The sequence below is a fragment of the Sandaracinus amylolyticus genome, assembly GCF_000737325.1.
In the GTDB taxonomy this organism is placed as follows: Bacteria; Myxococcota_A; Polyangia; order Polyangiales; family Sandaracinaceae; genus Sandaracinus; species Sandaracinus amylolyticus.
Genome location: NZ_CP011125.1, coordinates 386,046 through 408,299, shown reverse-complemented (window position 1 = coordinate 408,299; position 22,254 = coordinate 386,046). Strand labels below are relative to the sequence as shown.

Sequence of the window (22,254 nt, the reverse complement as noted above, 5' to 3'; positions counted from 1 at the left end):
CAGCGAACCGAGTGACTATGTGCCGGCGGCGTATGCGAGCAGTTCTGGTGGGGCTCTGCGCGACGCTGTGGCTCGCGGGATGTCAATGCGCTTCGCAGGCGCGCCCGGCACGTGATCCCAGCGCGTCGTTGCGGACACCGATCGGCACGAACCTCGATTTCCTCGTCGACTGGTCGACGGCGATGCCGTTCGTCGATCTGATGAAGACGTCGCGGCCGTGGATCGCGGGGACGACCTCGTCGTTCGACGGCGGAGGGACGCTCGATCTCGACGAGCACGGATGGGTGCGATCGCTGCGACCGGGACAAGTCGCGCGTACGCTGATGGTCTGGGACATGACCACGCACCCCGCCGGTCGCTACGTCGTGCTGTGGGACGGCGAAGGCGAGCTCGAGTACACGGCGGGCGCGACCGGGCGCCTCGTCGAGAGCGAGTCGCGCCCCGGGCGTCACGTGCTCGACATCGATCCTCGTCGCTTCGGTCCCGGCATCGAGCTGGTGATCATGCGGACGAACCCGCAGAACCCGGTGCGCAACATCCGCGTGCTGGTGCCCGGTGGCGCGTGCAGCGAGGACCAGGCGCGGTACTGCGACGAGCGTCGTCCGTGCGGCGACGCGGGCGAGTGCCGCTCGTTCGAGCAGATCCATCGAGAGCAGGTGTTCCATCCCGACTTCCTCCGCTCGATGCGCGGCTATTCGGCGATCCGCTTCATGAACTGGGCGGACGCGAACTCGACGATCACGCGCGAGTTCGAGACGCGGTGGAGCGATCGCACGGAGCTCGAGGACGTGCGCTGGGGGCCGCGCGCGCCGCTCGAGGTGATGATCGATCTCGCCAATCGCGTGCACGCCGAGCCGTGGATCAGCCTTCCGTCGCGCGCCGACGACGACTATGCGCGCCGTGCGGGCGAGCTCTTCCGAGCGCGGCTGGATCCCGGTCTGCGCGTCTGGGTCGAGTACTCGAACGAAGTGTGGAACTCGATGTTCCCGCAGCACGAGTACGCGGCGGACCAGGGGCTGCGACTCGGGCTCTCGTCGGATCGATACGAGGCCGTGCTCCGTTATTACTCGCGTCGCACCGGCGAATTGCATCGCGCGTTCGGCGCGGGGCTCGGCGACGCGTCGCGCATGGTGCGCGTCTACGCGGGGCAGAGCGCGAGCCCGTGGGTCGCGGAGCAGATCCTCGGGTTCGAGGGCGCGGGGTCGCGCGCCGATGCGTGGGCGATCGCGCCCTATTTCGGCACGACGGTGACCGGCGAGACGCTGCCCCAGTGGGCGAGCCTGACGCCCGACGAGTTCTTCGCGCGCGAGCAAGCGTCGGCGATCGACGTCGTGCGCGAGCACGTGAGCGGCAACCTCGAGATCGCGCGGCAATACGGACTGCCGCTCGTCGGGTACGAGGGCGGACAGCACTACGTCGGATACGACGCGGCGCAGACCGATCAGCGCATCGAGCAGCTCTTCGCGGCGGTCAATCGCGACGCGCGGATGGAGGGATTCTATCTGCGCTATCTCGACGCGTGGCGCGACGCCGGCGGCGGCCTTCTCATGCACCACGTCGACTGCGCGGGCGGCGGCCGATACGGCTACTGGGGCGCGTCCGAGTACCTCGGCCAGCCCGACGAAGAAGCGCCGAAGCGCCGCGCGCTGATGCGGTGGGGCCAGGCGTCGCGGTAGCGCGGGACGGCTCGCGACGAGGACAGGACGCGGCGGGCCGAGGCGAGCGCCCTCGTGCCCGCCGCGCGCGCGTCAACGATGCGCCGAGGCGCCCTTCGACTTCGACGCGCTCTTCTTCTTCGACTCGCCCTCTTCGACGGTCTCGCGCTTCACCAGCTTGTTGAAGTTGCTGATCTGCCCGTCGGCCGTCTTCTCCTGAACGAGCAGCGCGAGCCCGCTCGCGTCGAACTTCTCGAACCACTCGTCCCATTCGATCGGCGAGAGCTTCCCCTCGCCGCTGTATCCCGGGAAGTCGAGCCGGATGATGCCGACGTCGTCGTCGCTCGCCGTGCTCGTGACCGTCGACGGAGTCGCGTCGCGCGCCTCCGCCCAGGCCCGGATCTCGTCGTGGTCGGTCAGCACCTTCGCTGCAGACATCGTCGTTCCTCCTCGTGTGCCGAAGGTCTGCGCGACGTTCTGCAAGCGCCGGTCCGCGCATCGAGACGAGGCGCGCGATCACACCGCGCGCGACGCGGCGATCTGCGAGGCGACGCGCATCAGGCCCACCGCGACGAGCACCGCGCCGACGCCGGCCACCACCGCGGGCATCGTGGGCACGCGGATCGCCGGACGCTCGCCGCGCCGCCGCACCATGCCGCGATGATCACCACGCTCCGACCCTGCGCCGAGCACCCGCGGCTCGTGCGGCTCGCGCCGCACCTGCGGCTCGAACATCCGCCGCGCCGCGAGCTCGTCCGCGACGGCCGGCATCCATCGCGAGAGCAGCTGCCGCGCGCGTCCCGCCGCCCCGACCGTGATCTCGCGCTTCGGCCGCGTCGCGCACTCGAGCAGCGCGCGCGCTGCGACCTCGGGCGCGTAGACCGGCGGCGGCGCTGCGGGCACTCCGTCGTCGAGGCGGTTCTTCGCGTGCGCGAAGAGCGGCGTGTCGGTCGACGCGGGGTTCACGAGCGTGATCTGCACCGGCACTTCGTCGTGCTCGAGCTCGACGCGCAGCGCATCGGTGAACCCCTTCACCGCGTGCTTCGCCGCGGAGCTCGCGCCCTGGAGCGGCAGCGCGCGCTCCGACATCACGCCGCCGACGTTGATCAGCGTCCCGCCGAGATCGCGCATGCGCTCCACCGCGACGCGCGAGCCGTACACGGTGCCCCAGAAGTCGGTGTCGAAGAGCTCGCGCATGTCGTCGACGGGCACCTCGAGCGAGCGTCCGTACACCGACGTGCCCGCGTTGTTGATCCACGTGTCGATGCGCCCGAAGCGAGCCTCCGCGACGTCGGCGACGTGCCTCACGTCCTCCTCGCTCGACACGTCCGCGACCACCGCCTCGGCGCGTCCTCCTTCGGATCGGAGCTGCTCCGCGAGCTGCTCGATCTCCGGGCTGCGCGCCGCCATCACCACGGCCGCGCCGCGCGCGGCAGCGAGCCGCGCGGTGCTGAGCCCGATGCCGCTCGATGCGCCGGTGATCACGACGACCTGCTCCTCGAGCGCCCTCTGCGTCCGGAATCCCATGTTCGTCCTTCGCTCCTCGAGGGCGCCCTCGAGCAGCGACCGTGCCCATCGCCCCGCTCGGATGTGCGCGAGCGCCACGCTCGTCGCGGGAGGTCGAGACGAGCTGCCACGCCCTGGGCGCCGGGACCGCAGCGTGCGCGACGCGCCACGGTGGTACGCGCGCTGCAGTCCGGCACTGCGCGCGTCGTCGTTCGCGTCGCGCGCGAGGAGGCCCACCATGTTCGCTCCGAACCGCAGGACGTGCTCGATGACCGCGTGGCTCGCGACCCCGCGGCGTGACGAGCCGATCTCCGAGCGCCGTCCAGCCGACCACGAGTCGACGCGCGAGGAACGACGACGCGAAGCCGCTCGCCTCGCGCCGCCGCCTCTGCATCGCACCGCGCGCGGCCGCGCGGCGACGCGCCGGGCGCTGCTGTCGCGCGCTTGAACGATCGTTCAACAACCTCAGGAGCGCCGATGATCGTCCTCGGTTACCACGGCGGGATCGAAGGTCCGTTCGCGGGTCGCAGCGCGGGACGCGACGCCGCGGCCGCGATCGTCGACGAGGGGCGCGTGATCGCAGCGTGCGAGGAGGCGCGCTTCGCCCGCGCGTCGCGCGGCGCCAGCGTGCCCGAGCGCGCGATCCGCCACTGCCTCGACGCGGTCGGCCTCGCGACGCTCGAGGGCGTCGATCTCGTCGCGTGCTCGCACGCGAGCGATCAGCGGTGGCGAGCGGAGATGGTGACGCACAGCCGCGCGCGGCTCTCCGCGCTGACGCGCACCGCGATGGGCGCGGCGCTGGCGGCGCTCCGCGGCGCAGAGCGCGCGCTGGGCGGGGACGAGCACGCACGGCGCCTCCTCGAGCAGCGGCTCGGCGCCTCGATCGCGCCCGAGCGCTTCGTCGCGGTGCCCCACGACGTCGCACACGCGGCGAGCGCGTTCTTCACGTCACCGTTCGATCGCGCGCTCTGCTTGGTCGCGGACGCGCACGGCGAGAGCGCAGCGACGAGCGCGGCGATCGGCCGCGGCACGCGCATCGAGGTCGTCGATCGCGTCTACGCGCCCGACAGCCTCGGCGCGCTCTATGCGCTGTTCACTCGGTACCTCGGGTTCGAGCCGGGCGAGGAGCACGAGGTGATGTTGCTCGCCGCGCACGGCGACGCGTCGCACCACCGGCGCTTCTTCCGGCGCGTCGTGCAGATCCGGCGCGACGGGATCGCGTCGGTCGATCCCCAGCTCGTCACGCGACTCGCGCTCCGCGACGCGATCGCGCCGCACGGCACGCTCTATCCGCGCGCGATGATCCGCGCGCTCGGCCCGGCGCGACTGCCCGGCGAGCCGCTCACCGGGCGTCACGCGCACGTCGCGGCGGCGCTGCAGGAAGCCGTCGAGCTCGCGCTGCTCGCCTCGCTCGCGACGCTGCGCGCCCGCACCGGGGAGCGCGATCTCTGCCTCGCGGGCGACCTCGCGCTCAACGCCGCCGCGAACGCGCGCATCGCGCGCAGCGGGCTCTTCGATCGCATCCACGTGCAGCCCGCGGCGCACGACGCCGGGACCGCGCTCGGCGCGGCGCTCTACGCGATGCACCACATGCTCGGGATCGGTCGCGAGCGGAGCGCGATGCCGACGCCGTTCCTCGGGGCGTCCGCGGACGACGTGCTCGTCGATCGCGCGCTCCTCGACTTCGCGGATCAGGTGCGCGCGACGATGCCTCGCGATCTCGAGGGCACCGTCGCCGAAGCGCTCGCCGCAGGGCGCGTCGTCGGGTGGCTGCAGGGCCGTGCGGAGTGGGGCGCGAAGGCCCTCGGCGCGCGCAGCGTGCTCGCCGATCCGCGACGCGCCGAGAGCCGCGCGCGCGTCAGCGCGATCCTCCGGCGCCTCGAGCAGGATCGATCGTTCTCGCCTGCCGTGCCGCTCGAGCTCGCGCACGTCTGGTTCGACATGAGCGGCGTCGAGGAGAGCCCGCACAAGCTCTTCAGCGTGCCGGTGCGCGCGGAGCGCGTCGCGCGCCTGCCCGCGGTCACGCACGTCGACGGGACCGCGCGGGTGCAGACGGTCTCGTGGGAGCAGAGCCCGCGCCTGCACGCGCTGCTGCACGCGTTCGGCGCGATCACCGGCGTGCCGGTGCTGCTCAACACGAGCTTCCGCGTGGGTCGCGAGCCGCTCGTGAACCTGCCCGACGACGCGCTTCGCAGCTTCCTCGCGAGCGAGCTCGACGCGCTGGTGATCGGTGATCGATGGATCGAGCGTCGCGGCGAAGCGCGCGCCGCCGAGCCCCCGAAGCGCACGCGCGAGGCGCACGCGACGCCGCTCGCGTGACGGAGGGAGGACGACCGATGCGGACGAAGGTGGTCAGCGGAGTGTTCTCGACGCGTCGCGAAGCGCAGCACGCGGTGGATCGCCTCGTCGACGCGGGCTTCCGTCGCGAGGACGTGAGCGTGCTGATGTCCGACGTGACGCGTGCGCGCGAGCTCGACGGCGCACCTCCGATCATCACGCCTCCCAGCAACCGCGCGGCCGAAGGCGCGACCGCGGGCGGCACCATCGGCGGCACGCTGGGCGCGGTCGTCGGCGGGCTCGCGGCCGTCGGATCGATCGCGATCCCCGGCATCGGCATGGTCGCGGCGGGCCCGATGGTCGCCGCGCTCGCGGGCGCCGGCGCGGGCGGCGCGGCGGGCGGGCTGATCGGCGCGCTCGTGGGCCTCGGCGTGTCGGAGAACGAAGCGACGGACATCCGCGATCGCATCCGCGAGGGGCGCATCGTCGTGACCGTGGAGTGCGCGCGCGATCGCGCTGCGCGCGCGATCGCGATCCTGCGCGGCGAGGGCAGCATCGAGATCACCGCGGTGTGATCGTCACGCGCTCTTGCGTCGCCGTCCCACCACCGGCGCGATCGCGCGCGAGATCCACCACCAGCGCCCGCGCTCGTTCGCGCACGCCTGGCGCACGTTCTCGACCTTCTCACCGGTCGCGATCCGATCGAGCACGTACGGCAGGTGACGCCCGTACACCGCGCGGTTGCCGGCGCCCAGCACGAACGACACGAGCACCGCGTCGAGCCCCTCGAACGCGGTCTGCGCGACCTTCAGCGTCGTCGCAGGCCGCGCGAAGACGATCGCCGGCTCGAGCTCGAACGTGACCACCGTGTCGATCGGCCCGCCCTTCCACGACCAGCGCATCCGCCGCGGCGGGCTGAGCTCGAGCACCTCGCAGTTCACGATCCCGTCGAAGCCGGGCGCGGGATCGGTGCGCATCGTGAAGCGATGACCGACCTGCGCGCGGAAGTCGTTCGGCATGAGCCACTCCGCGATCAGCGCAGGGTCGGTCAGCGCGCGCCACACGAGCTCGGGCGGATGCGGGTACGTGCGCTCGATGTGGATGTCTCGCTTCATCGATCGTCCTTCTTCTTCGTGATCTTCGGCTTGCGGGCCTCGCGCGCGAGCACCGCGCCGAGCGCGTCGAGCTTCGTGCTCCAGAAGCGCTCGTAGTGCGACGACCAGTCGTGCACCTCGCGCAGCGGATCGGCGTGGAGCGCGTAGATGCGCTGTCGTCCTTCGGCGCGCACCACGACGAGCCCCGCGTCCCGCAGCACGGCGAGGTGCTGCGAGATCGCGGGCTGGCTCACGTCGAAGCACGCGCAGAGCTCGCTGACCGAGCGCTCGCCTTCGGCGAGCACGTCGAGGATCGCGCGGCGCGTCGGGTCCGCGATCGCGCGAAACGGATCGCTCACTTGCGCCCGAAGTGCTTCTGCGCGCCCGCGTCGAGCTCGTCCTTCGTCGCGACCTTCGCGCGCGTCGCGAGCGACCAGCGGTGCCCGAACGGGTCCTCGAGCACGCCGAACTCGTCGCCCCAGAACTGCAGCGCGAGCGGCATCTTCACCTGCGCGCCGGCCTCCACCGCGCGCGCCCACGTCGCCTTCACGTCGGGCAGATCGAGGTGGATCGCGACCGGCGTGCCGCCGAGCGCCTTCGGCGTCTTCGACGCGCCGCCGTTCATCTCGGGGAAGTCGTCCGAGAGCATCACGTGCCCGCCGTTCGGCAGCACGAGCGCCGCGTGGATCAGCTTGCTGCCGTCGGGCGTCGCCTGGCGCCCGAGCTCCGTCGCGCCGAACGCGCGCACGTAGAACTCGATCGCGGCCTTCGCGTCGTCGACGGTGAGATACGGCGAGAGCGGGGGCGGCGTCTGGCTCGTCTGGGACATCGTGTTCCTCCTCGATGTCCGCATCGTATAAGCGAATGCTTATTTGTTCGCAAGCGCGCAGATGCACGAAGGCCGCGCTCCCTCTCGGCAGCGCGGCCTTCGCTCGTCTCGATCTCGTGTGCTCGGTCGGATCAGCCCGGAGAGACGTCGAGCAGCTTCCGGATCTCCGCCGCGAGCCGATCGGGCGGCACCGGGCGCGCGAGGCTCGCGTTGAAGACCTCGCCGTTCGCGCGCTGGTCACGGCTCGTGAGCGCGATCGCCGGAGTGCCCGCGAGGCCCTGCGCGACGTCCTCGCCCGATCCGTCGGGCAGCGCGAGGTCGGTGACGACCACGTCGACGTCGCCCATCTCGAGCGCTTCCTTCACCGAGCCCGCCGTGCGCACCGAGAAGCCCTCGCGCGCCAGCAGCATCTCGAGGAGGTCGCGCGCGTCCGCGTCGTCGTCGACGAGGAGCACGCTCGCGCGCGCCGCGTCGTCGACGTGCGAGTGCCCGTTGCCGTTGCCGCCGTGGCCGTTGCCGCTGCTCGGCGCGCCACCGTACGAGCTCGCGCTCGACGGCGGCACGTAGGTGCCGGGCGACGAGGGCGGCACGTAGGTGCCGGGCGACGAGGGCGGACGGGCCCACGCGGGCTGGCTCGGAGGCTCGCGCTCGGGCATGCCGACGTCGCGATCGTCGTAGTCGCGGTCGCGGCCCGGCGGCGTGATCCCGCCGCCGCGATCGTCGGGCGGCGAGCTCTGACGGCGCACGCCCGTCGTCTGGCCCTCGGCCTCCATGCGCTCGAGCTTGCGGTAGAGCGTGCGCCGGTCGTAGCCGAGGATGCGCGCCGCGCGCGACTTGTTGCCGTTCACGACCTTGAGCACGTGCAGCAGGTAGCGCCGCTCGAGCTCCTCGACCGTGACCAGCTCCTCCGCCGTCTCCGGCATCATCACCATCGTGTCGGGCCGGTGCGCGCGGATGCGCTCGGGCAGGTCCTCCACGTTGATGTGATCGAACTGGGTCAGCGCGACCGCGCGCTCCACCGAGTTCTCGAGCTCGCGCACGTTGCCCGGCCAGTGGTAGGCGACGAGCTTCGCGGCCGCGGGCGCGCTGATGCCGACGACGTGCTTGCCGTGTCGCGCCGCGAAGCGCTCGAGGAAGCGCTGCGCCAGGAGCGGCACGTCGCCTTCGCGCTCGCGCAGCGGCGGCACGTGCACCGTCACGACGTTGATGCGGTAGTAGAGGTCCTCGCGGAACCGCTTCTCGTGCACCTCGGTCTCGAGGTCGCGGTTGGTCGCCGCGATGACGCGCGCGTTGAACGGCGTCTCGGTGTTGCCGCCGACCGCGCGCACGGTGCGCTCCTGCAGCGCGCGCAGCAGCTTCACCTGCATCTCGAGCGGCATCTCGCCGATCTCGTCGAGGAACAGCGTGCCGCTGTCGGCCTCGAGGAAGAGGCCCTTGCGCGCCGCCTTCGCGTCGGTGAACGCGCCGCGCGCGTGACCGAAGAGCTCGCTCTCGAGCAGCGTCGCGGGGACCGCAGCGCAGTTGATCGCGACGAAGGGTCCTTCGCGACGATTGCTGCGCTCGTGGATCGCGCGCGCCACGAGCTCCTTGCCGGTGCCGCTCTCGCCGGTCACCAGCACGGTCGCGTCGGTGAGCGCGACGCGCGTGATGACGTCGAACACGCGCTTCATCGCGGTCGACTGGCCCAGCAGCTTCTCGAAGCCGCGCGCCTCGTCGACCTCGTCGCGCAGGCGCTTCACCTCCGCGCGCAGCTTGTGGTGCTGCACCGCGCGGTCGACGGTGATGCCGAGCAGCTCGAGGTCGATCGGCTTCGTGACGAAGTCGTGCGCCCCTGCGCGCATCGCCGCGATCGCCGCCTCGAGGCTGGCATGACCGGTGACGACGATGACGGGGAGGTCCGGGCGAACGCCGAGGATGCGCTCGCAGACCGCCAAGCCGTCCATGTCGTCGAGCTGGAGGTCGGTGAGGACGACGTCGAAATCTTCGGCGCCCACCTTGTCCAGCGCATCGCGTGCTCGCGTCTCCGCGCGCACCGTGTACCCACGACCCGAGAGCGCAGCCTCCATCAGGCCGCAGGCATCGGGGTCGTCGTCCAGGACCAGGACCTTGCCGCTCATTGTGTCTCCACGCGCCGGACCCGCCCGTCCAGCCGCGACCCTGCTGAGCACCCGGGATGCCAGGTCTCGGTGCGCCAGATCACAGGGGTTTTTGGCGTTGCCTCAGCCTCACGCGAGGCATCCTGCCACATGACCGCGCGCCGACCGGGGCGTCACGTCACAACGCGGTCGTGCGCAACGTGGCGTCCGCGACCCGGCGTCCCCGAACGCGCCTCACTCGGGCTCCCCTGCCCCGGTGACCTTCGCGTCGGACGCCGGTGCAGCGTCGGCATCCGCCTCGGGTGCCACCAGCACCCGCGTCGCCCCCGGCAGCACGCGATAGCGCGCACGCTCGAGGACCGCCACCTCTCCGTCGACGTTGACGTGGGTCGGCCGATCGAAGCGCAGGTCGATCTCCGACGCCCGGAAGCCCACGACGCGGTCGTCCTCGAGGTGCGTGCCGCCCGAGATCTCGAGCAGCACGCGCGCGAGCCCGAGCGCGTTCGCGTCCTGCACCACGAACGCGTCCAGCCATCCGTCGTCGCACTGCGCGAACGGCGCGAGCGGCTTGCCCCCGCCGAACGTCTGCGCGTTGCACACCGCGAACATCGCGATGGTGCCGCGCCACGTGAGCGCACCTTGCGGCGTCGTCGCAGTGAGCTCGACGCCGACGCCCGCGTGGTCGAGCAGCGCGCGCGAGCCCGCGACGAGGTACGCGAGACGTCCCGCGAGCGACTTCGCTTCCTGGCTCGTCGCCTCGGACGCCTCGGCGAAGAGGCCGCCCGCCGAGACGTTCGCGAAGAGGCGATCCTCCAGCAGCCCGAGATCGATCGTGCGCGCCTCGCTGCGAGCGAGGCGATCCGCCGCTTCCTCGAGCGAGGTGCCGAGCCCGAGCGTGCCCGCGAGATCGTTGCCGGTCCCGGCGGGGAGCACGCCGAACACACTGCGCGCGAGCGCGCCCGGCACCGACGCGACTCCGTTGATCACGTTGTTGAGCGTGCCGTCCCCACCGAGCACGACGAACGTGCGCACGTCGCGCAGCGCGGCCTCGCGCGCGATCGCCTCGGCGTCGTGCTCGAGCGTGCAGAGCTCCGCGTCGAGCGAGGGCCAGCGCGCGCGGAGCCGCTCGACGAGCGTCGCGTGCATCGTCGCGCCGAGCCCCTTCCCGGAGCTCGGGTTCACGATCATCGTCGCGCGCTCGCGTTCCTTCTCCGGCTCGGGCTGCACGCGCGGAATCGAGGCGTCGGGCATCGTCACGTCGCGTGGAGTTGCAGCGCACGTGCCGCGCGGAGACGCATGATCGCGGCCTCGCGCGAGCATGCGGAGACCAGCGCGACACACGTGGGGCGCAAGCCCCCGCCGCGATTCGAATACGCGGCGCGCGCACGACGGCGCGACGCGGTGCGGCACCGCGATTGCTCGGGTCCCGGTGCGGATGCTCGTCGCGGAACGACGCTCGGGCGTCCCGAACAGAGAGGCAAGCCGTCATGACCCGACTCTTCGTGCTCCTCACGTTCCTCGCGTTCGCTCCACCGGGCCTCGGCTTCTCGAAGGCCTCGCGCTCGCAGGACGGCGAGCCTCGATACGAACGAACGGACGAGCGCGTGCGTGCCACCGCGGCGGCGCACGACGCGACGGACGTTCACGACCACGAGATCCCCTGAGCGCGCGGCGGTGTGCGCGCACGCGACGGGAGGCGACGGTGCGAGACGACAACGACGAAGACCTCCTGACGACCATGAGCCACGAGCTGCGCACGCCGCTCAACGCGATCCTCGGCTGGGTTCAGCTGCTGCGCGCGGGCGGCGTCTGCGGGCCCGAGATCGAGCGGGCGCTCGAGATCATCGAGCGCAACGCGCGCATCGAGGCGAAGGCCGTCGACGAGGCGATCGATCTCGCGCGGATCGCGAGCGGGCAGCTGCCGATCACGCGTCGTGAGACGCGCTGGTCCGAGGGGCTGCGCGCGGCGATCGCGGCGTGTGATTCCGCGGCGCGCGCGCGCGGCGTCGCGATCGACGTGGACGCGGATCCCGAGATCCGCGTGATGGGCGACTCGGCGCGGCTCGCGCAGATCGCGCGAGGGCTCGTCATGTGCGCGGTGAGGCGCACCGCGCCCGGCGGCACGGTGCGCGTGCGGCTCGCGGCGCGGTCCGGACAAGCCGTGCTCTCGGTGCGCGAGGATCGTGTGCTCGACGGCGATGCGCACACGCGAGCGTCGAAGCGCAACGCGCTGGTCGGCGACGGACGCGGGCTCGGCGTCGCGGTCGCGCGAGGTCTCGTGCGACTGCACGGCGGCACGCTCGAGGAGGACGACTGCGGCCTCACGCTGACGGCGCGAGTGCCCCTCGTGGAGTCGGTGCGCGCGACCGACGCCAACCAAGCGCGAGCGCTGCGCGCCGGCTGAACCCTGCACGAGAAGGAAGGAACGATGGCTGGAGCACTGGATACCGAGCTCCCGCGGCCGACCATTCCGCGCGCGGTGCGCGCCCGGGCACCGGAGATCACCGAAGCGCTCGCGCGCGTCGAGCAGGTCTGGCATCGCGTGCTCGGCTCGCGCGATGCGCCGCGCGCGCTCGACGCCGCGCACCACGACCTCGACATCGCGCTGATCGGGCGCGTCGGCTACTACGTCGACGCGCACGCGAAGGGGCGGCCGATCGTGCTGCTGCACGGCATCCACGCCGCGGCCTCGGCGTACGACGTGAAGCCGCTCTTCGACGCGTTCCGCGGCGAGCGCCCGGTGTACGCGCCGGATCTGCCGGGCTTCGGCACGTCGGATCGCGGGCCCAACCAGTACTGCCCGATGCTCTACGCGAAGGCGCTCAAGCGCTTCCTCGTCGACGTCGTGACGCCGCGCGAGGAGCCGGTCGACGTGGTGGCCCTCTCGCTCACGAGCGAGATCGCCGCGCGCGTGGCGATCGACTCGCCGCACCTCTTCCGCACGCTGACGCTCATCTCGCCGACCGGGCTCGGATCGCGCGCGCCGCGCGTCGATCCCGCGCGCGCCGCGCGCATCGAGCGAGCGCTCGAGGTCCCGCTGTGGGCGTCGCCGCTCTATCGCGTGCTGACGTCGCGACCGAGCGTGAAGTACTTCCTCGACAAGAGCTTCCACGGGCGCGCGCCCAAGGCGTACGTCGATCACGCGGTGCGCACCTCGCGCGTGCACGGCGCGCATCACGCGCCGTTCGCGTTCGTCGCGGGGCAACTCTTCACGAGCGACGCGCGCGAGGCGCTCTACGAGCAGCTGCGCGTGCCGACGCTCGTGCTCTACGACCGCGATCCGTACAGCGACTTCGGGCAGCTCCACGCGCTCGAGCGGCACAACCGAGCGGTGCGCGCGCATCGCGTGCCGGGCACGCGCGGGCTGCCGCACTTCGAGCGCTGCCACGAGGTCGTGCAGACGATCCGCGATCTCCAGGAGGAGACGCGGCGTGGGGAGGAATCGGAGATTCGTGCGTGACTTGCTGAAGGTCGGTGAGACGTGCAGCGCGCTCGCTCCCGCGTGGAGCGGTGTGATCGTCGACGCCGACGACTACTACCGTTCGCTCGCCGACGCGATCGAGTCGGCGCGCGCGTACGTGCTGATCGCGGGCTGGCAGCTCGAGAGCAGCGTGTGGATGCGCCGGCGCGACGAGGACGAGGATCGCCCTCGCACGTTCCGCGAGATCGTGCGCGCGGCCGTGACGCGCAACCCCGAGCTGCGCATCTACGTGCTCGCGTGGGACTGGTCGAGCGTGTACGCGCTCGATCGCGAGTGGGCGACGTCGGACAAGCTTCGCTCCGCGGGGCGCGGTCGGCTTCGCTTCCTCTACGACGCGAACCACGCGCCGGGCGCGAGCCATCACGAGAAGTTCGCGATCGTCGACGGCCACACGGCGTGGCTCGGAGGCATCGACATCAGCGAGCACCGCTGGGACCAGCGCAGCCACGTCGATCAGAACCCGATGCGCTTCGACGGAAAGGGCGCGCTCTACCTGCCCTACCACGACGTGCAGTCGGTCGTGCGCGGACCGGTCGTGCGCCATCTCGTCGAGCACTTCGTCGACCGCTGGGTCGCGGCGGGCGGCGAGCCGATGGTGCTGGTGCCCGAGCCGATCCCGGAGTCCGCGCCGTTCGCGCACATGCCGCTCGGGCACGGGCCGGTCGCGATCACGCGCACGCGCGGCGCGACGGTGGTGCCGATGCGCGAGCCGGTGCGCGAGATCCGGGCGCTCTACGAGCGCGCGCTGCAGCGCGCGGAGCGCTTCGTCTACATCGAGTCGCAGTACGTCACCGCGCGCGTGATCGTCGAGGCGCTCGCCGACCGCATGCGCGACCGGAGCCGCGGGCGGCTCGAGATCGTGGTGATCGTCCCGTGGTGCCTCGAGGGGCGTATGGAGAAGGCGGCGATCGAGGGCCCGCAGCGCATCGCGCTCTCGGTGCTCGCGCGCATCGCGGAGGAGAACGGCCACGCGATGGGCGTCTTCTCGCCGTGTGTGCCGCGCAAGGCCGACTCCGAAGGCCCGTGCCCGACGTACGTGCACAGCAAGCTGATGATCGTCGACGATCGCTTCCTGACGCTGGGATCGGCGAACGCGACGAACCGCAGCATGGGGCTCGACACCGAGCTCAACCTCGCGTGGGCGGCGGAGGACGAGCACGACGACGTCGCGCGCGGGATCCACGCGCTGCGCGTGTCGCTGATGGCCGAGCACACCGGCGTCACGCCCGAGGAGGCGATCCGCGATCTGTCGCGCGTCGAGGGCATCGTCGATCGCCTGTGCGCGCTCGCCGCGAACGAGCCGCGGCGGCTGTACCGCCCGAGGCTCGATCCGGATCAGGCGATCGCCGATCAGGGCCCGATGGACGATCTCTTCGCGAGCATCGGAGACCCCGAGACCGCAGCCTTCGACGAGGGCCTCTTCGAGGAGATCCTCGAACGCCCGCACGGCATCGTCGCGCGCGTCGTCACGGCGCTGCAATCGGTCGCCGGTGCGCGCGGCTGAGGAGAGAGAGAGCTCTGAGGAGAGCAGGAGGGTCAGGAAAGGACCACCGTACTGTGCTGCCTTCCTTCCATGTGATTCCTGCTCTCCTCAGCGGACTTCTTTTCCCGTCTCAGAGCGCGATCTTCGGGAGTTGCGCCATCGCGCTCGCGACTGCCTCGCTCGGATATTCGTAATCCTCGAGCTGGCCCGCGAGATAGGCATCGTACGCGCCGAGATCGAAGTGTCCGTGGCCGCTCAGGTTGAAGAGCACGACGCGCGTCGTGCCCTCGGCGTCGGCCTTCTTCGCCTCGTCGATCGCCGCGCGCACGGCGTGTGACGACTCGGGCGCGGGCACGATCCCTTCGGCGCGCGCGAACGTCACCGCCGCCTCGAAGCACGCGCGCTGCGGGTACGCGACCGCTTCGACGAGCCCCATGTCGAGCAGCTTCGACACCAGCGGCGCCGCGCCGTGATAGCGCAGACCGCCCGCATGGATTCCCGGCGGCATGAAGTCGTGACCGAGCGTGTGCATCTTCACGATCGGCGTCATCCCCACCGCGTCGCCGTAGTCGAACGCGTAGACGCCCTTCGTGAGCGAAGGACAGCTCGCCGGCTCGGACGCGACGAGGCGCACCTTCTTGCCGTTCATCTTGTCGCGCACGAACGGGATCGCGATCCCCGCGAAGTTGCTCCCGCCGCCGTGGCAGCCGATGACGACGTCGGGATATTCGCCCGCCATCTCCATCTGTCGCTGCGCCTCGAGGCCGATCACGGTCTGGTGCAGACACACGTGGTTGAGCACCGAGCCCAGCGCGTACTTGGTGTCGTCGTGCGTCGCCGCGTCCTCGACCGCCTCCGAGATCGCGATGCCCAGCGACCCCTGGCTCTCCGGGGTGAGCTCCAGGATCTTGCGGCCCGCGTTGGTGCGCGTGCTCGGCGACGCGAACACCTCCGCGCCCCACACCTGCATCATCGAGCGGCGATAGGGCTTCTGCTGATGGCTCACCTTCACCATGTAGACGGTGACGTGCAGCCCGAAGCGCGCCGCCGCGAACGAGAGCGACGAGCCCCACTGGCCCGCTCCGGTCTCCGTCGCGAGCCGCTTCACGCCCTCTCGCGCGTTGTAATAGGCCTGCGCGACTGCCGTGTTCGGTTTGTGACTGCCCGACGGACTGACACCCTCGTATTTGTAATAGACGTGCGAGCGAGTCCCGATCGCGCGCTCCAGCGCGTGGGCGCGGAAGAGCGGAGTCGGTCGCCAGAGCCCGAGCACGTCGCGCACCTCGTCGGGAATCGCGATCTCGCGCTGCGCGCTCATCTCCTGCTCGATGATCGCCATCGGGAAGAGCGGCGCGAGATCGCTCGGACCGACCGCCTCCTTCGTGCCCGGGTGCAGCACGGGCGCGGGCGGCGATCCGAGATCCGCGAGGATGTTGTACCAGTGACGCGGGATCTCGCTCTCGGGCAACAAATACTTGGTCGTCAAAGTCCCCTCCTGGCCGAGATGGTCGGCGAGGGCGACGAGCACGCGCAACGGGCGTGCGACGACCTTCGAAACGCGCGAAGGCCGCGCCCGGTGTCCCGGTGCGCGGCCTTCGTGGCGCGATCGTTCAGGCGGAGACGGTCAGGCCTGCGCGGCCTTGCCCGACGCCTTCTTCTTCGCCGGCTTGGCGGCGCTCTTCTCGCCGTTCGAGCCGTTCGAGATCGAGGTGGCCTTCGCCGCCTTCTTGCCGCCGAGGAGACGGTCCGCGAGCTCCGCCGCGCGGTCCGTGCGCTCCCACGTGAACGAGCCCTTCTCGGTGCGGCCGAAGTGACCGTACGCCGCGGTCGGGCGGTACATCGGCTTGAGCAGCTCGAGCGTCTCGATCAGCGCGCGCGGGCGGAAGTCGAACATGTCGCTGACCGCCGCAGCGATCTTCGCGTCCTCGACCTTGCCGGTGCCGAACGTCGACACGTACACGCCCATCGGCTTCGCAACGCCGATCGCGTACGCGACCTGCACCTCGGCGCGCGCGGCGACGCCGCTCGCGACGATGTTCTTCGCGACGTAGCGCGCGAAGTACGCGGCCGAGCGATCGACCTTGCTCGGATCCTTGCCGCTGAACGCGCCGCCACCGTGACGGCCCATGCCGCCGTAGGTGTCCACGATGATCTTGCGGCCGGTGAGGCCCGCGTCGCCGACCGGTCCGCCGATGACGAAGCGCCCCGTCGGGTTGACGAAGATCTTCGTCTTCTTGTCGATCATGTTCGCCGGGCAGACCTTCTGGATGACTTCCTCGGTCATCGCCTCGGTGATCTTCTTCGACTTCACGTCGGGCGAGTGCTGCGTGCTGACGACGATCGCGTCGAGGCGCACCGGCTTGCCGTCCGGGCCGTACTCGACGGTGACCTGGGTCTTGCCGTCGGGGCGGAGCCACGGGAGCGTGCCGTTCTTGCGAACCTTCGCGAGGCGCTGCGCGAGGCGGTGCGCCAGCTGGATCGGCATCGGCATCAGCTCGGGCGTCTCGTCGCACGCGTAGCCGAACATCAGGCCCTGATCGCCCGCGCCCTGATCCTTCGAGAGCGAGGTCTCGATGTTCACGCCCTGCGCGATGTCGGGCGACTGCTGCTCGATCGCGGTGAGGATCGCGCAGTGCTCCCAGTCGAAGCCGCACTCGGCCGTGTAGCCGATGTCCTTGATCGCCGCGCGGATGACCTTCGGGAAGTCGATCACGGCCTTCGTCGTGATCTCGCCCGCGACGATCGCGTAGCCGGTCTTCACCATCGTCTCGCACGCCACGCGGGCGCGCGCGTCCTTCTCGAGGATCGCGTCGAGGACGGAGTCGGAGATCGCGTCGCAGAGCTTGTCGGGATGGCCTTCGGTGACCGACTCCGAGGTGAAGAGATATCCGGACATCTGAGCTTCGACCCTTTCTTCTTCGCGCGTCGAACGTGCGTGGCGGCCCGGGCTCCGGGCGGCGCGTTCATAAGGGAGTCCACGAGCCGAGTCAATCCGCGCACCTCTCTCTGCACGCCCTCGCCCCCCGTGGTGGGGGAGAGGTGCATTCGTGTACGCTCGCTGAACCTAGCCGAGAGGTGGATCCGGGATGGCTTTGCGAGCATGGGGTTGGCTCGTTCTCTTGACTTGTGCCGGCGCCGCGATCGCCGGGTGCGCCGATGGAGGAAGCGGAGGTCGCCGCGACGGCAGCACGTCGGACGCGGCGCGGGGCGACGGGAGCACGAGCGGTGAGTGCCAGTTCGACGAGGACTGCGCCGACGACGGGATCTTCTGCAACGGTCGGCTGATCTGCCGGGAGAATCGCTGCATCGCGAGCGCGATCCCGACCTGCGACGACGGCATCTCGTGCACGCGCGACGAGTGCGTGACCGCGACCGACGAATGCCAGAACACGCCCGACGACACCGCGTGCCCCGACGGGACCGCTTGCTACCTCCGCATCGGGTGCAGCGAGGCGCCGGCGTGCGAGTTCGACACCGACTGCACTGGCGACGGGAACTTCTGCAACGGCGTCGAGGTGTGCGTCGAAGGGCGGTGCCAGAGCCCGGGCTCGCGTGACTGCGACGACTCGAACAGCTGCAGCGCCGACGAGTGCGTCGAGTCGGCCGGGATGTGCGTGAGCACCGAGTACGACGACGTGCTCACGAACCCGATGCGCTGCGGGACCGGCGCGAACGACTGCATCGTGTGCCCGACGCCCGCGCCTGCGCTCAACCAGGTGGCCGTGTGCAGCGCAGGCGCGTGCGGCGTCGCGTGCGCCGAGGGCTTCGGCGACGCGGACGGAATGAGCGCGAACGGCTGCGAGTGCACGGCGACCGCGGGAGACGATCGTCCGGAGCCGACCTTCGCCGATACGAACTGCGACGGGATCGACGGGGACGCGTCGATCGGTGTGTTCGTCGCGCCGCTCGCGCTCGGCGGGAACGACGCGAACCCCGGCACGCGCGACATGCCGGTCGCCACGATCACGCGCGGCATCGAGCTCGCGCGGACGTCGGGCCGCGCGCGGATGGAGGTCTACGTCGCGGCCGGCGCGTACGCGGAGAGCATCGTGCTCGCCGACGGCGTGAGCATCTTCGGCGGCTACAACGCGGCGCAGGGCTGGCGTCGCAGCGCGAGCTTCGTGTCGCAGATCGACGGCGGCACGACGGCGGTGCTCGGCTCCGGCCTGACGCGCGACAGTGAAGTGCAGCTCTTCACGATTGTCTCGGCGGGCGCGACCGCGGGCGGAGAGAGCTCGTACGGCGTGCGAATCGTGAACTCGACGGGGCTCGTCACGCTGCGTCTGAACACGATCCGCAGCGGCAACGGCGCGGCAGGCGCGCCGGGAACGGACGGAGCGCCCGGCGCCGGGGGTCAGGACGGACGCCGCGGGTTCGAGGGCTGCAACGGCTGCTCGGGCTTCACCTGCGCCAGCACGCCGTGCGGCAGCGGCGGCGCGTCGGCATGCGCTCCCGGGGGCGCGGGCGGCAACGGCGGGCACGACGGCGGCGGAGGCGCGGCGGGCTCGCCCGGCACGATGGGCTCCGCGACCGGCACGGCTGGTCCCGGCGGCAGCGGCGGCGGTGCGGCGGCCGTGTGCTTCGCCAGCTCTGGCGCCGGAGGAACGCCGTCGGTCGGCGGCGGCAACGGCGGGAACGGCACGAATGCCGCTGCGCCCGTCGTGTCGATCGGCGTCGTCGCGAGCGGGCTGTACGCACCGCCGCGCGGCACCGATGGCACGCCCGGAACGCATGGCGGCGGCGGCGGTGGCGGCGGCGGTGCAGGCGGTGGCCGCGCGTCCGGTGTCTGCAACGCGGACCGCGGTGGCAGCGGTGGCGGCGGTGGTGGCGGAGGCTGCGCGGGCACGCAGGGCCTCGGCGGCGGCGGCGGCGGCGGCTCGTTCGGCATCTTCGCGAGCTCCGCGCGCATCGACGCGAGCGGCAACACGATCATCTCCGGCACCGGCGGCAACGGTGGCCGCGGTGGCAACGGCGGCGACGGCGGGGGTGGCGGCAACGGCGGCGCGGGCGGCAACGGCGCGGACGACGCGCGCGGCGGCGGCAACGGCGGAAGCGGCGGTCGCGGCGGCAACTCGGGGTCCGGCTCGGGCGGCCCGGGTGGGCCGTCGTACGGCATCTTCGCGATCGCGTCGGCGGTGACCAGCTCGTCGAACGCGATCACCGCGAGCTCGCCGGGAAGCGGCGGCGCGGGTGGCAGCGCGGCGCTCGGGTCGGCGCCGGGCGGGCTCACGGGCGCGGCGGGCAGCGCGTACTCGATGTGAACGCCGAGAGCTGGGCCGCGGATCGCTGCGGCCCAGCTCGCGTTCCTCGTCACGGCCGCAGCACGAGCTCCCAGACGTCGTTGAGCGACGACGAGCCGCTCGCGCGATTGCGACCGCCCGCGATGATCAGGCGCTCCGTGGTCGCCGACAGCGAGCGATGGAGGATCGACGCGTGTCCGGTGCGACCGCTGGGCCGAGACGCTGTGGTCGGTTCGATCGACGCCCACTCCACCGCGTCGGCGCCACGGATCGTGAGGCGCCAGGCATCGTCGTAGTGCGTGCTCGTGTCGAGATCGGCGTCGCGATCGATCCCGCCGAAGTAGACGATCTCTGCGAGCCCATCACGTTCGACGAGAGCCGCCGAATGCCCTGACCGCGCGGGCGGTGGATCCCCCGACGGAGTCACCGCGGAGAACGTTCCAGCGCACGTATCGAGGAACCAGACGTCGCTCGCGGAGCTCTGGGCACCGATGCTCCCGCCGAACATCCACGCACCCACGACGGGCTGGGTCGTCGGAATGATCGTCGTGCTGGCTCGCGCGGACGGCCACGTCGCGGATGTGGAGGCGGCGCGAAGCTCGCAGTGTCGAGCATCGGCTTCGCGACACACGAGCTCCCAGAGCTCGGCCACCCGCGGTCCCGTGCTCCCGCTCGTGCCGCCGAATATCCACGTGCTCGACCGGCAGCTCGCTCGAATCGACGAGCTTCCCGTCCGTTGCGGCAGTGAGAGCACACTCGAGGGCTCCCCGGGCGCCGTCGCGAAGGCCAATCGTCGCCACGTGAGCTCCGGAGCCTCGACGACGATCCACGCACCATCGTCGACCGGCGCGCCTTCGATGTCGGTGCCGAGGTAGACGATGTCGCTCCTGAGGTTCCCCACGCTGCGGATGCCGGCGCGGGCGGTCGGCCTTCCGCTGAGCGGATCGGATGCGATCGGAACGGACGTCCATCGCGCGCGCTCGGGGTCGAGATGCCAATACAGCGCGTTGGATGCATCTCGGATCGCGAGAGCTCGATCGGGTCCGCGGTGGTACGAGGTATCGGAGAGCTCGACAGGAACGTCGAGCGACGCGAGCGGGACAGGAGCCGCGGCGCCCTCGAGCCGCGTGACGCTCACCGTGCTCGAAGTGCGATCGGGCGCGATGCGGAGGTACTGAAGCGCAGCCTCGGAGCGCTCCGTGTCACGCGCGACGACGCCCAGAAAGTCGGAGCTCTCGAACGTCTCGAGCTCGGTCGTGAGCGTGGACGCGACGGGATCGAACCGGGCGAGGCCCTGCGGCATGCGGTCCGTCGACGAGAGCGCGGCCACTCCGCCAGCGACGAAGATCGCACCTCCAGCCGCGACGGCGGACGCCCCGAATCGACCGCTCGGAAGTGTGACGCCTTCGAGCAACTCGCCGCGCGGGTCCGCGGGATCGAGCGAGAGACGTACGACCTGGCCGGAGATCGTTCCGTCGGGCATCAGGCCACCGAACGAGTACGCGATCGACGGCTCGATCGGCGACAGCGCGACGGCCGAGCCGCCGCGCGCCTCGATCCCCGAAGGCCGCGCGAACGAGCGCCACTCCGGGGTGTCGTCCCGCAGATCGAGCGCGTGGACGGTCGCGACTTCGCCCGCATCGTCGAAGCCCGGAAGCATCCACAACACCTCGGTTGCGGGGTCGTACACGACCGACAGAAAGCGCGTGTTCTCCGCGACCGAACCGGCTGCGTCGAGTCTCGTCCAGCGCTCGTGCCCACGATCCGCGAGGTCGAGCGCGAACACGTCGACAGCCGCGGAGATCGAAGGCTGGACCGCCACGACGTACATGCGATGACGGAGAGCATCGATCGCCGCGCCCAGGATCACGTGCAGCGGCACGGGTCCCGCCCCGGTCGTCGCGAGCGGTGTGAACCGCAGCACACCCGCCTCGATGCGTGTTTCCCACGCAACCCCGAGCGACACCACGATCCAACGGGAATGCCGCTCGTCGTGCGCGACCGCAACGGAGTTGAACGACAGGTGCGGTAGCAGCGGTCTCCAGGCGGGCGCGTCGTGCACGGTCACGGGGCCGACCGCGACGCGCGGACCTTCGACATCGCCGGACCTCGCCCATGCCTCGAGTCGAATCTGCTGCCCGGCATCGAGCCCGGCCGTGTCGAGCCGAGGCTCCGCTCCCCTCGACACGTCGTCGACGAACCATTCGTACGCGACGTCGGCATCGGAGGCTTCATCGGCCAGGATGCGCCCCGCGTGGGCCCGCAAGAGCTCGCCCGCGATCGGCTGGTACGACGAGAGCCCAACCGTCGTCAACACGGGCGGCGATGCCATCGCGCCATCGACGGACGCGTCCGCTCTGCTGCCCGCATCACCACCCGCCGGATCGTACACGCACGCCTCGCCCGTCCAGACGCGTGGCTCGCGGCAGATGCAGCGTTTCTCGCCGCGGTCGTACTCGGTGCCCGCACTGCAGATCGGGTCTTCACACGCGACGAGCAACAGGGCGAGCGCGAGATATCGACGCACGAGAGCCTCCCTCGGTGAGCGCGCACGCATCGACCCACGTCGCGCGTCGTTGCCCCGCGCGAGCGG

18 protein-coding genes are annotated in these 22,254 nt (G+C 71.4%); 8 read left to right on the top strand and 10 right to left on the bottom strand.

Going from position 1 to position 22,254, the window contains the following annotated elements:
- Window positions 1–128 precede the first annotated feature (128 nt).
- Window positions 129–1,676, top strand: coding sequence for a hypothetical protein (locus tag DB32_RS01665; RefSeq protein ID WP_157068596.1), 1,548 nt, complete (start codon window positions 129–131; stop codon window positions 1,674–1,676).
- Window positions 1,677–1,748: 72 nt separating this feature from the next.
- Here DB32_RS01665 and DB32_RS01660 read toward each other — a convergent pair whose 3' ends face one another.
- Window positions 1,749–2,093 (bottom strand): hypothetical protein, encoded by a 345-nt coding sequence (locus DB32_RS01660; RefSeq protein ID WP_053238651.1) that lies wholly within the window; start codon window positions 2,091–2,093, stop codon window positions 1,749–1,751.
- A 78-nt stretch (window positions 2,094–2,171) separates the two neighbouring features.
- Entirely contained in the window at window positions 2,172–3,182 is a 1,011-nt protein-coding gene (locus DB32_RS01655; protein WP_075097796.1) for an SDR family oxidoreductase, read from the bottom strand.
- 456 nt (window positions 3,183–3,638) lie between these two features.
- Between DB32_RS01655 and DB32_RS01645 the strand changes: the two genes are divergently transcribed.
- Together DB32_RS01645 and DB32_RS01640 are read left to right on the top strand one after the other, a co-directional pair.
- On the top strand, window positions 3,639–5,480 hold the full coding sequence (locus DB32_RS01645) for a carbamoyltransferase family protein (protein ID WP_053230654.1): 1,842 nt from the start codon (window positions 3,639–3,641) through the stop codon (window positions 5,478–5,480).
- Window positions 5,481–5,497: 17 nt separating this feature from the next.
- Window positions 5,498–6,013, top strand: a complete 516-nt coding sequence (locus tag DB32_RS01640; RefSeq protein WP_075097795.1) for a general stress protein — start codon at window positions 5,498–5,500, stop codon at window positions 6,011–6,013.
- Window positions 6,014–6,016: 3 nt separating this feature from the next.
- Here DB32_RS01640 and DB32_RS01635 read toward each other — a convergent pair whose 3' ends face one another.
- The 5 genes from DB32_RS01635 to DB32_RS01615 form a co-directional block, all read right to left on the bottom strand.
- The gene (locus DB32_RS01635) at window positions 6,017–6,553 is read right to left on the bottom strand and encodes an SRPBCC family protein (RefSeq protein ID WP_053230653.1); all 537 of its coding nucleotides are present in this window, start codon (window positions 6,551–6,553) and stop codon (window positions 6,017–6,019) included.
- Window positions 6,550–6,891 carry an ArsR/SmtB family transcription factor gene (locus DB32_RS01630; protein WP_053230652.1) on the bottom strand — a complete coding sequence of 114 codons (342 nt, stop codon included), beginning with the start codon at window positions 6,889–6,891 and terminating at the stop codon, window positions 6,550–6,552. The genes DB32_RS01635 and DB32_RS01630 overlap by 4 nt, the downstream gene beginning before the upstream one ends.
- Complete coding sequence (locus tag DB32_RS01625; protein ID WP_053230651.1) at window positions 6,888–7,361, bottom strand: VOC family protein; 474 nt, start codon at window positions 7,359–7,361, stop codon at window positions 6,888–6,890. The genes DB32_RS01630 and DB32_RS01625 overlap by 4 nt, the downstream gene beginning before the upstream one ends.
- A 131-nt stretch (window positions 7,362–7,492) precedes the next feature.
- Window positions 7,493–9,478 carry a sigma 54-interacting transcriptional regulator gene (locus DB32_RS01620; RefSeq protein ID WP_075097424.1) on the bottom strand — a complete coding sequence of 662 codons (1,986 nt, stop codon included), beginning with the start codon at window positions 9,476–9,478 and terminating at the stop codon, window positions 7,493–7,495.
- A 213-nt stretch (window positions 9,479–9,691) separates the two neighbouring features.
- Entirely contained in the window at window positions 9,692–10,708 is a 1,017-nt protein-coding gene (locus tag DB32_RS01615) for a diacylglycerol/lipid kinase family protein (RefSeq protein WP_240481338.1), read from the bottom strand.
- Window positions 10,709–10,944: 236 nt separating this feature from the next.
- On the opposite strand from DB32_RS01615, the gene DB32_RS47850 reads away from it, so the two are divergent.
- The 4 genes from DB32_RS47850 to DB32_RS01600 are packed head-to-tail and all read left to right on the top strand — an operon-like array spanning window position 10,945 to window position 14,442.
- Window positions 10,945–11,121 carry a hypothetical protein gene (locus DB32_RS47850; protein ID WP_169791294.1) on the top strand — a complete coding sequence of 59 codons (177 nt, stop codon included), beginning with the start codon at window positions 10,945–10,947 and terminating at the stop codon, window positions 11,119–11,121.
- Between the two features lie 38 nt (window positions 11,122–11,159).
- A complete protein-coding gene (locus DB32_RS47845) occupies window positions 11,160–11,861 on the top strand; it encodes a sensor histidine kinase (protein WP_053230649.1) in 702 nt (233 codons plus the stop codon).
- A gap of 24 nt (window positions 11,862–11,885) precedes the next feature.
- Complete coding sequence (locus DB32_RS01605; RefSeq protein ID WP_083457072.1) at window positions 11,886–12,917, top strand: alpha/beta fold hydrolase; 1,032 nt, start codon at window positions 11,886–11,888, stop codon at window positions 12,915–12,917.
- Window positions 12,910–14,442: a phospholipase D-like domain-containing protein gene (locus DB32_RS01600; protein WP_157068595.1), complete on the top strand. Its 1,533-nt coding sequence runs from the start codon at window positions 12,910–12,912 to the stop codon at window positions 14,440–14,442. The genes DB32_RS01605 and DB32_RS01600 overlap by 8 nt, the downstream gene beginning before the upstream one ends.
- A gap of 109 nt (window positions 14,443–14,551) precedes the next feature.
- Here the strand turns inward: DB32_RS01600 and DB32_RS01595 are convergent, their stop codons facing one another.
- Entirely contained in the window at window positions 14,552–15,907 is a 1,356-nt protein-coding gene (locus DB32_RS01595; protein WP_053238650.1) for a TrpB-like pyridoxal phosphate-dependent enzyme, read from the bottom strand.
- 138 nt (window positions 15,908–16,045) lie between these two features.
- Window positions 16,046–17,317 (bottom strand): methionine adenosyltransferase, encoded by a 1,272-nt coding sequence (gene metK / locus DB32_RS01590; protein WP_053230646.1) that lies wholly within the window; start codon window positions 17,315–17,317, stop codon window positions 16,046–16,048.
- Between the two features lie 190 nt (window positions 17,318–17,507).
- On the opposite strand from metK, the gene DB32_RS49845 reads away from it, so the two are divergent.
- Window positions 17,508–19,682, top strand: a complete 2,175-nt coding sequence (locus tag DB32_RS49845) for a hypothetical protein (RefSeq protein ID WP_157068594.1) — start codon at window positions 17,508–17,510, stop codon at window positions 19,680–19,682.
- 49 nt (window positions 19,683–19,731) lie between these two features.
- Here DB32_RS49845 and DB32_RS01580 read toward each other — a convergent pair whose 3' ends face one another.
- Window positions 19,732–21,978: a Kelch repeat-containing protein gene (locus tag DB32_RS01580; RefSeq protein ID WP_157068593.1), complete on the bottom strand. Its 2,247-nt coding sequence runs from the start codon at window positions 21,976–21,978 to the stop codon at window positions 19,732–19,734.
- Between the last annotated feature and the right edge of the window lie 276 nt (window positions 21,979–22,254).

Excerpts from the sequence above, each read along its gene's own strand:
- DB32_RS01660 (WP_053238651.1), bottom strand. The coding sequence starts at position 2,093 with ATGTCTGCAGCGAAGGTGCTGACCGACCACGACGAGATCCGGGCCTGG.
- DB32_RS01655 (WP_075097796.1), bottom strand. The coding sequence starts at position 3,182 with ATGGGATTCCGGACGCAGAGGGCGCTCGAGGAGCAGGTCGTCGTGATC.
- DB32_RS01645 (WP_053230654.1), top strand. The coding sequence starts at position 3,639 with ATGATCGTCCTCGGTTACCACGGCGGGATCGAAGGTCCGTTCGCGGGT.
- DB32_RS01640 (WP_075097795.1), top strand. The coding sequence starts at position 5,498 with ATGCGGACGAAGGTGGTCAGCGGAGTGTTCTCGACGCGTCGCGAAGCG.
- DB32_RS01635 (WP_053230653.1), bottom strand. The coding sequence starts at position 6,553 with ATGAAGCGAGACATCCACATCGAGCGCACGTACCCGCATCCGCCCGAG.
- DB32_RS01625 (WP_053230651.1), bottom strand. The coding sequence starts at position 7,361 with ATGTCCCAGACGAGCCAGACGCCGCCCCCGCTCTCGCCGTATCTCACC.
- DB32_RS01620 (WP_075097424.1), bottom strand. The coding sequence starts at position 9,478 with ATGAGCGGCAAGGTCCTGGTCCTGGACGACGACCCCGATGCCTGCGGC.
- DB32_RS01615 (WP_240481338.1), bottom strand. The coding sequence starts at position 10,708 with ATGCCCGACGCCTCGATTCCGCGCGTGCAGCCCGAGCCGGAGAAGGAA.
- DB32_RS47850 (WP_169791294.1), top strand. The coding sequence starts at position 10,945 with ATGACCCGACTCTTCGTGCTCCTCACGTTCCTCGCGTTCGCTCCACCG.
- DB32_RS01605 (WP_083457072.1), top strand. The coding sequence starts at position 11,886 with ATGGCTGGAGCACTGGATACCGAGCTCCCGCGGCCGACCATTCCGCGC.
- metK (WP_053230646.1), bottom strand. The coding sequence starts at position 17,317 with ATGTCCGGATATCTCTTCACCTCGGAGTCGGTCACCGAAGGCCATCCC.
- DB32_RS49845 (WP_157068594.1), top strand. The coding sequence starts at position 17,508 with ATGGCTTTGCGAGCATGGGGTTGGCTCGTTCTCTTGACTTGTGCCGGC.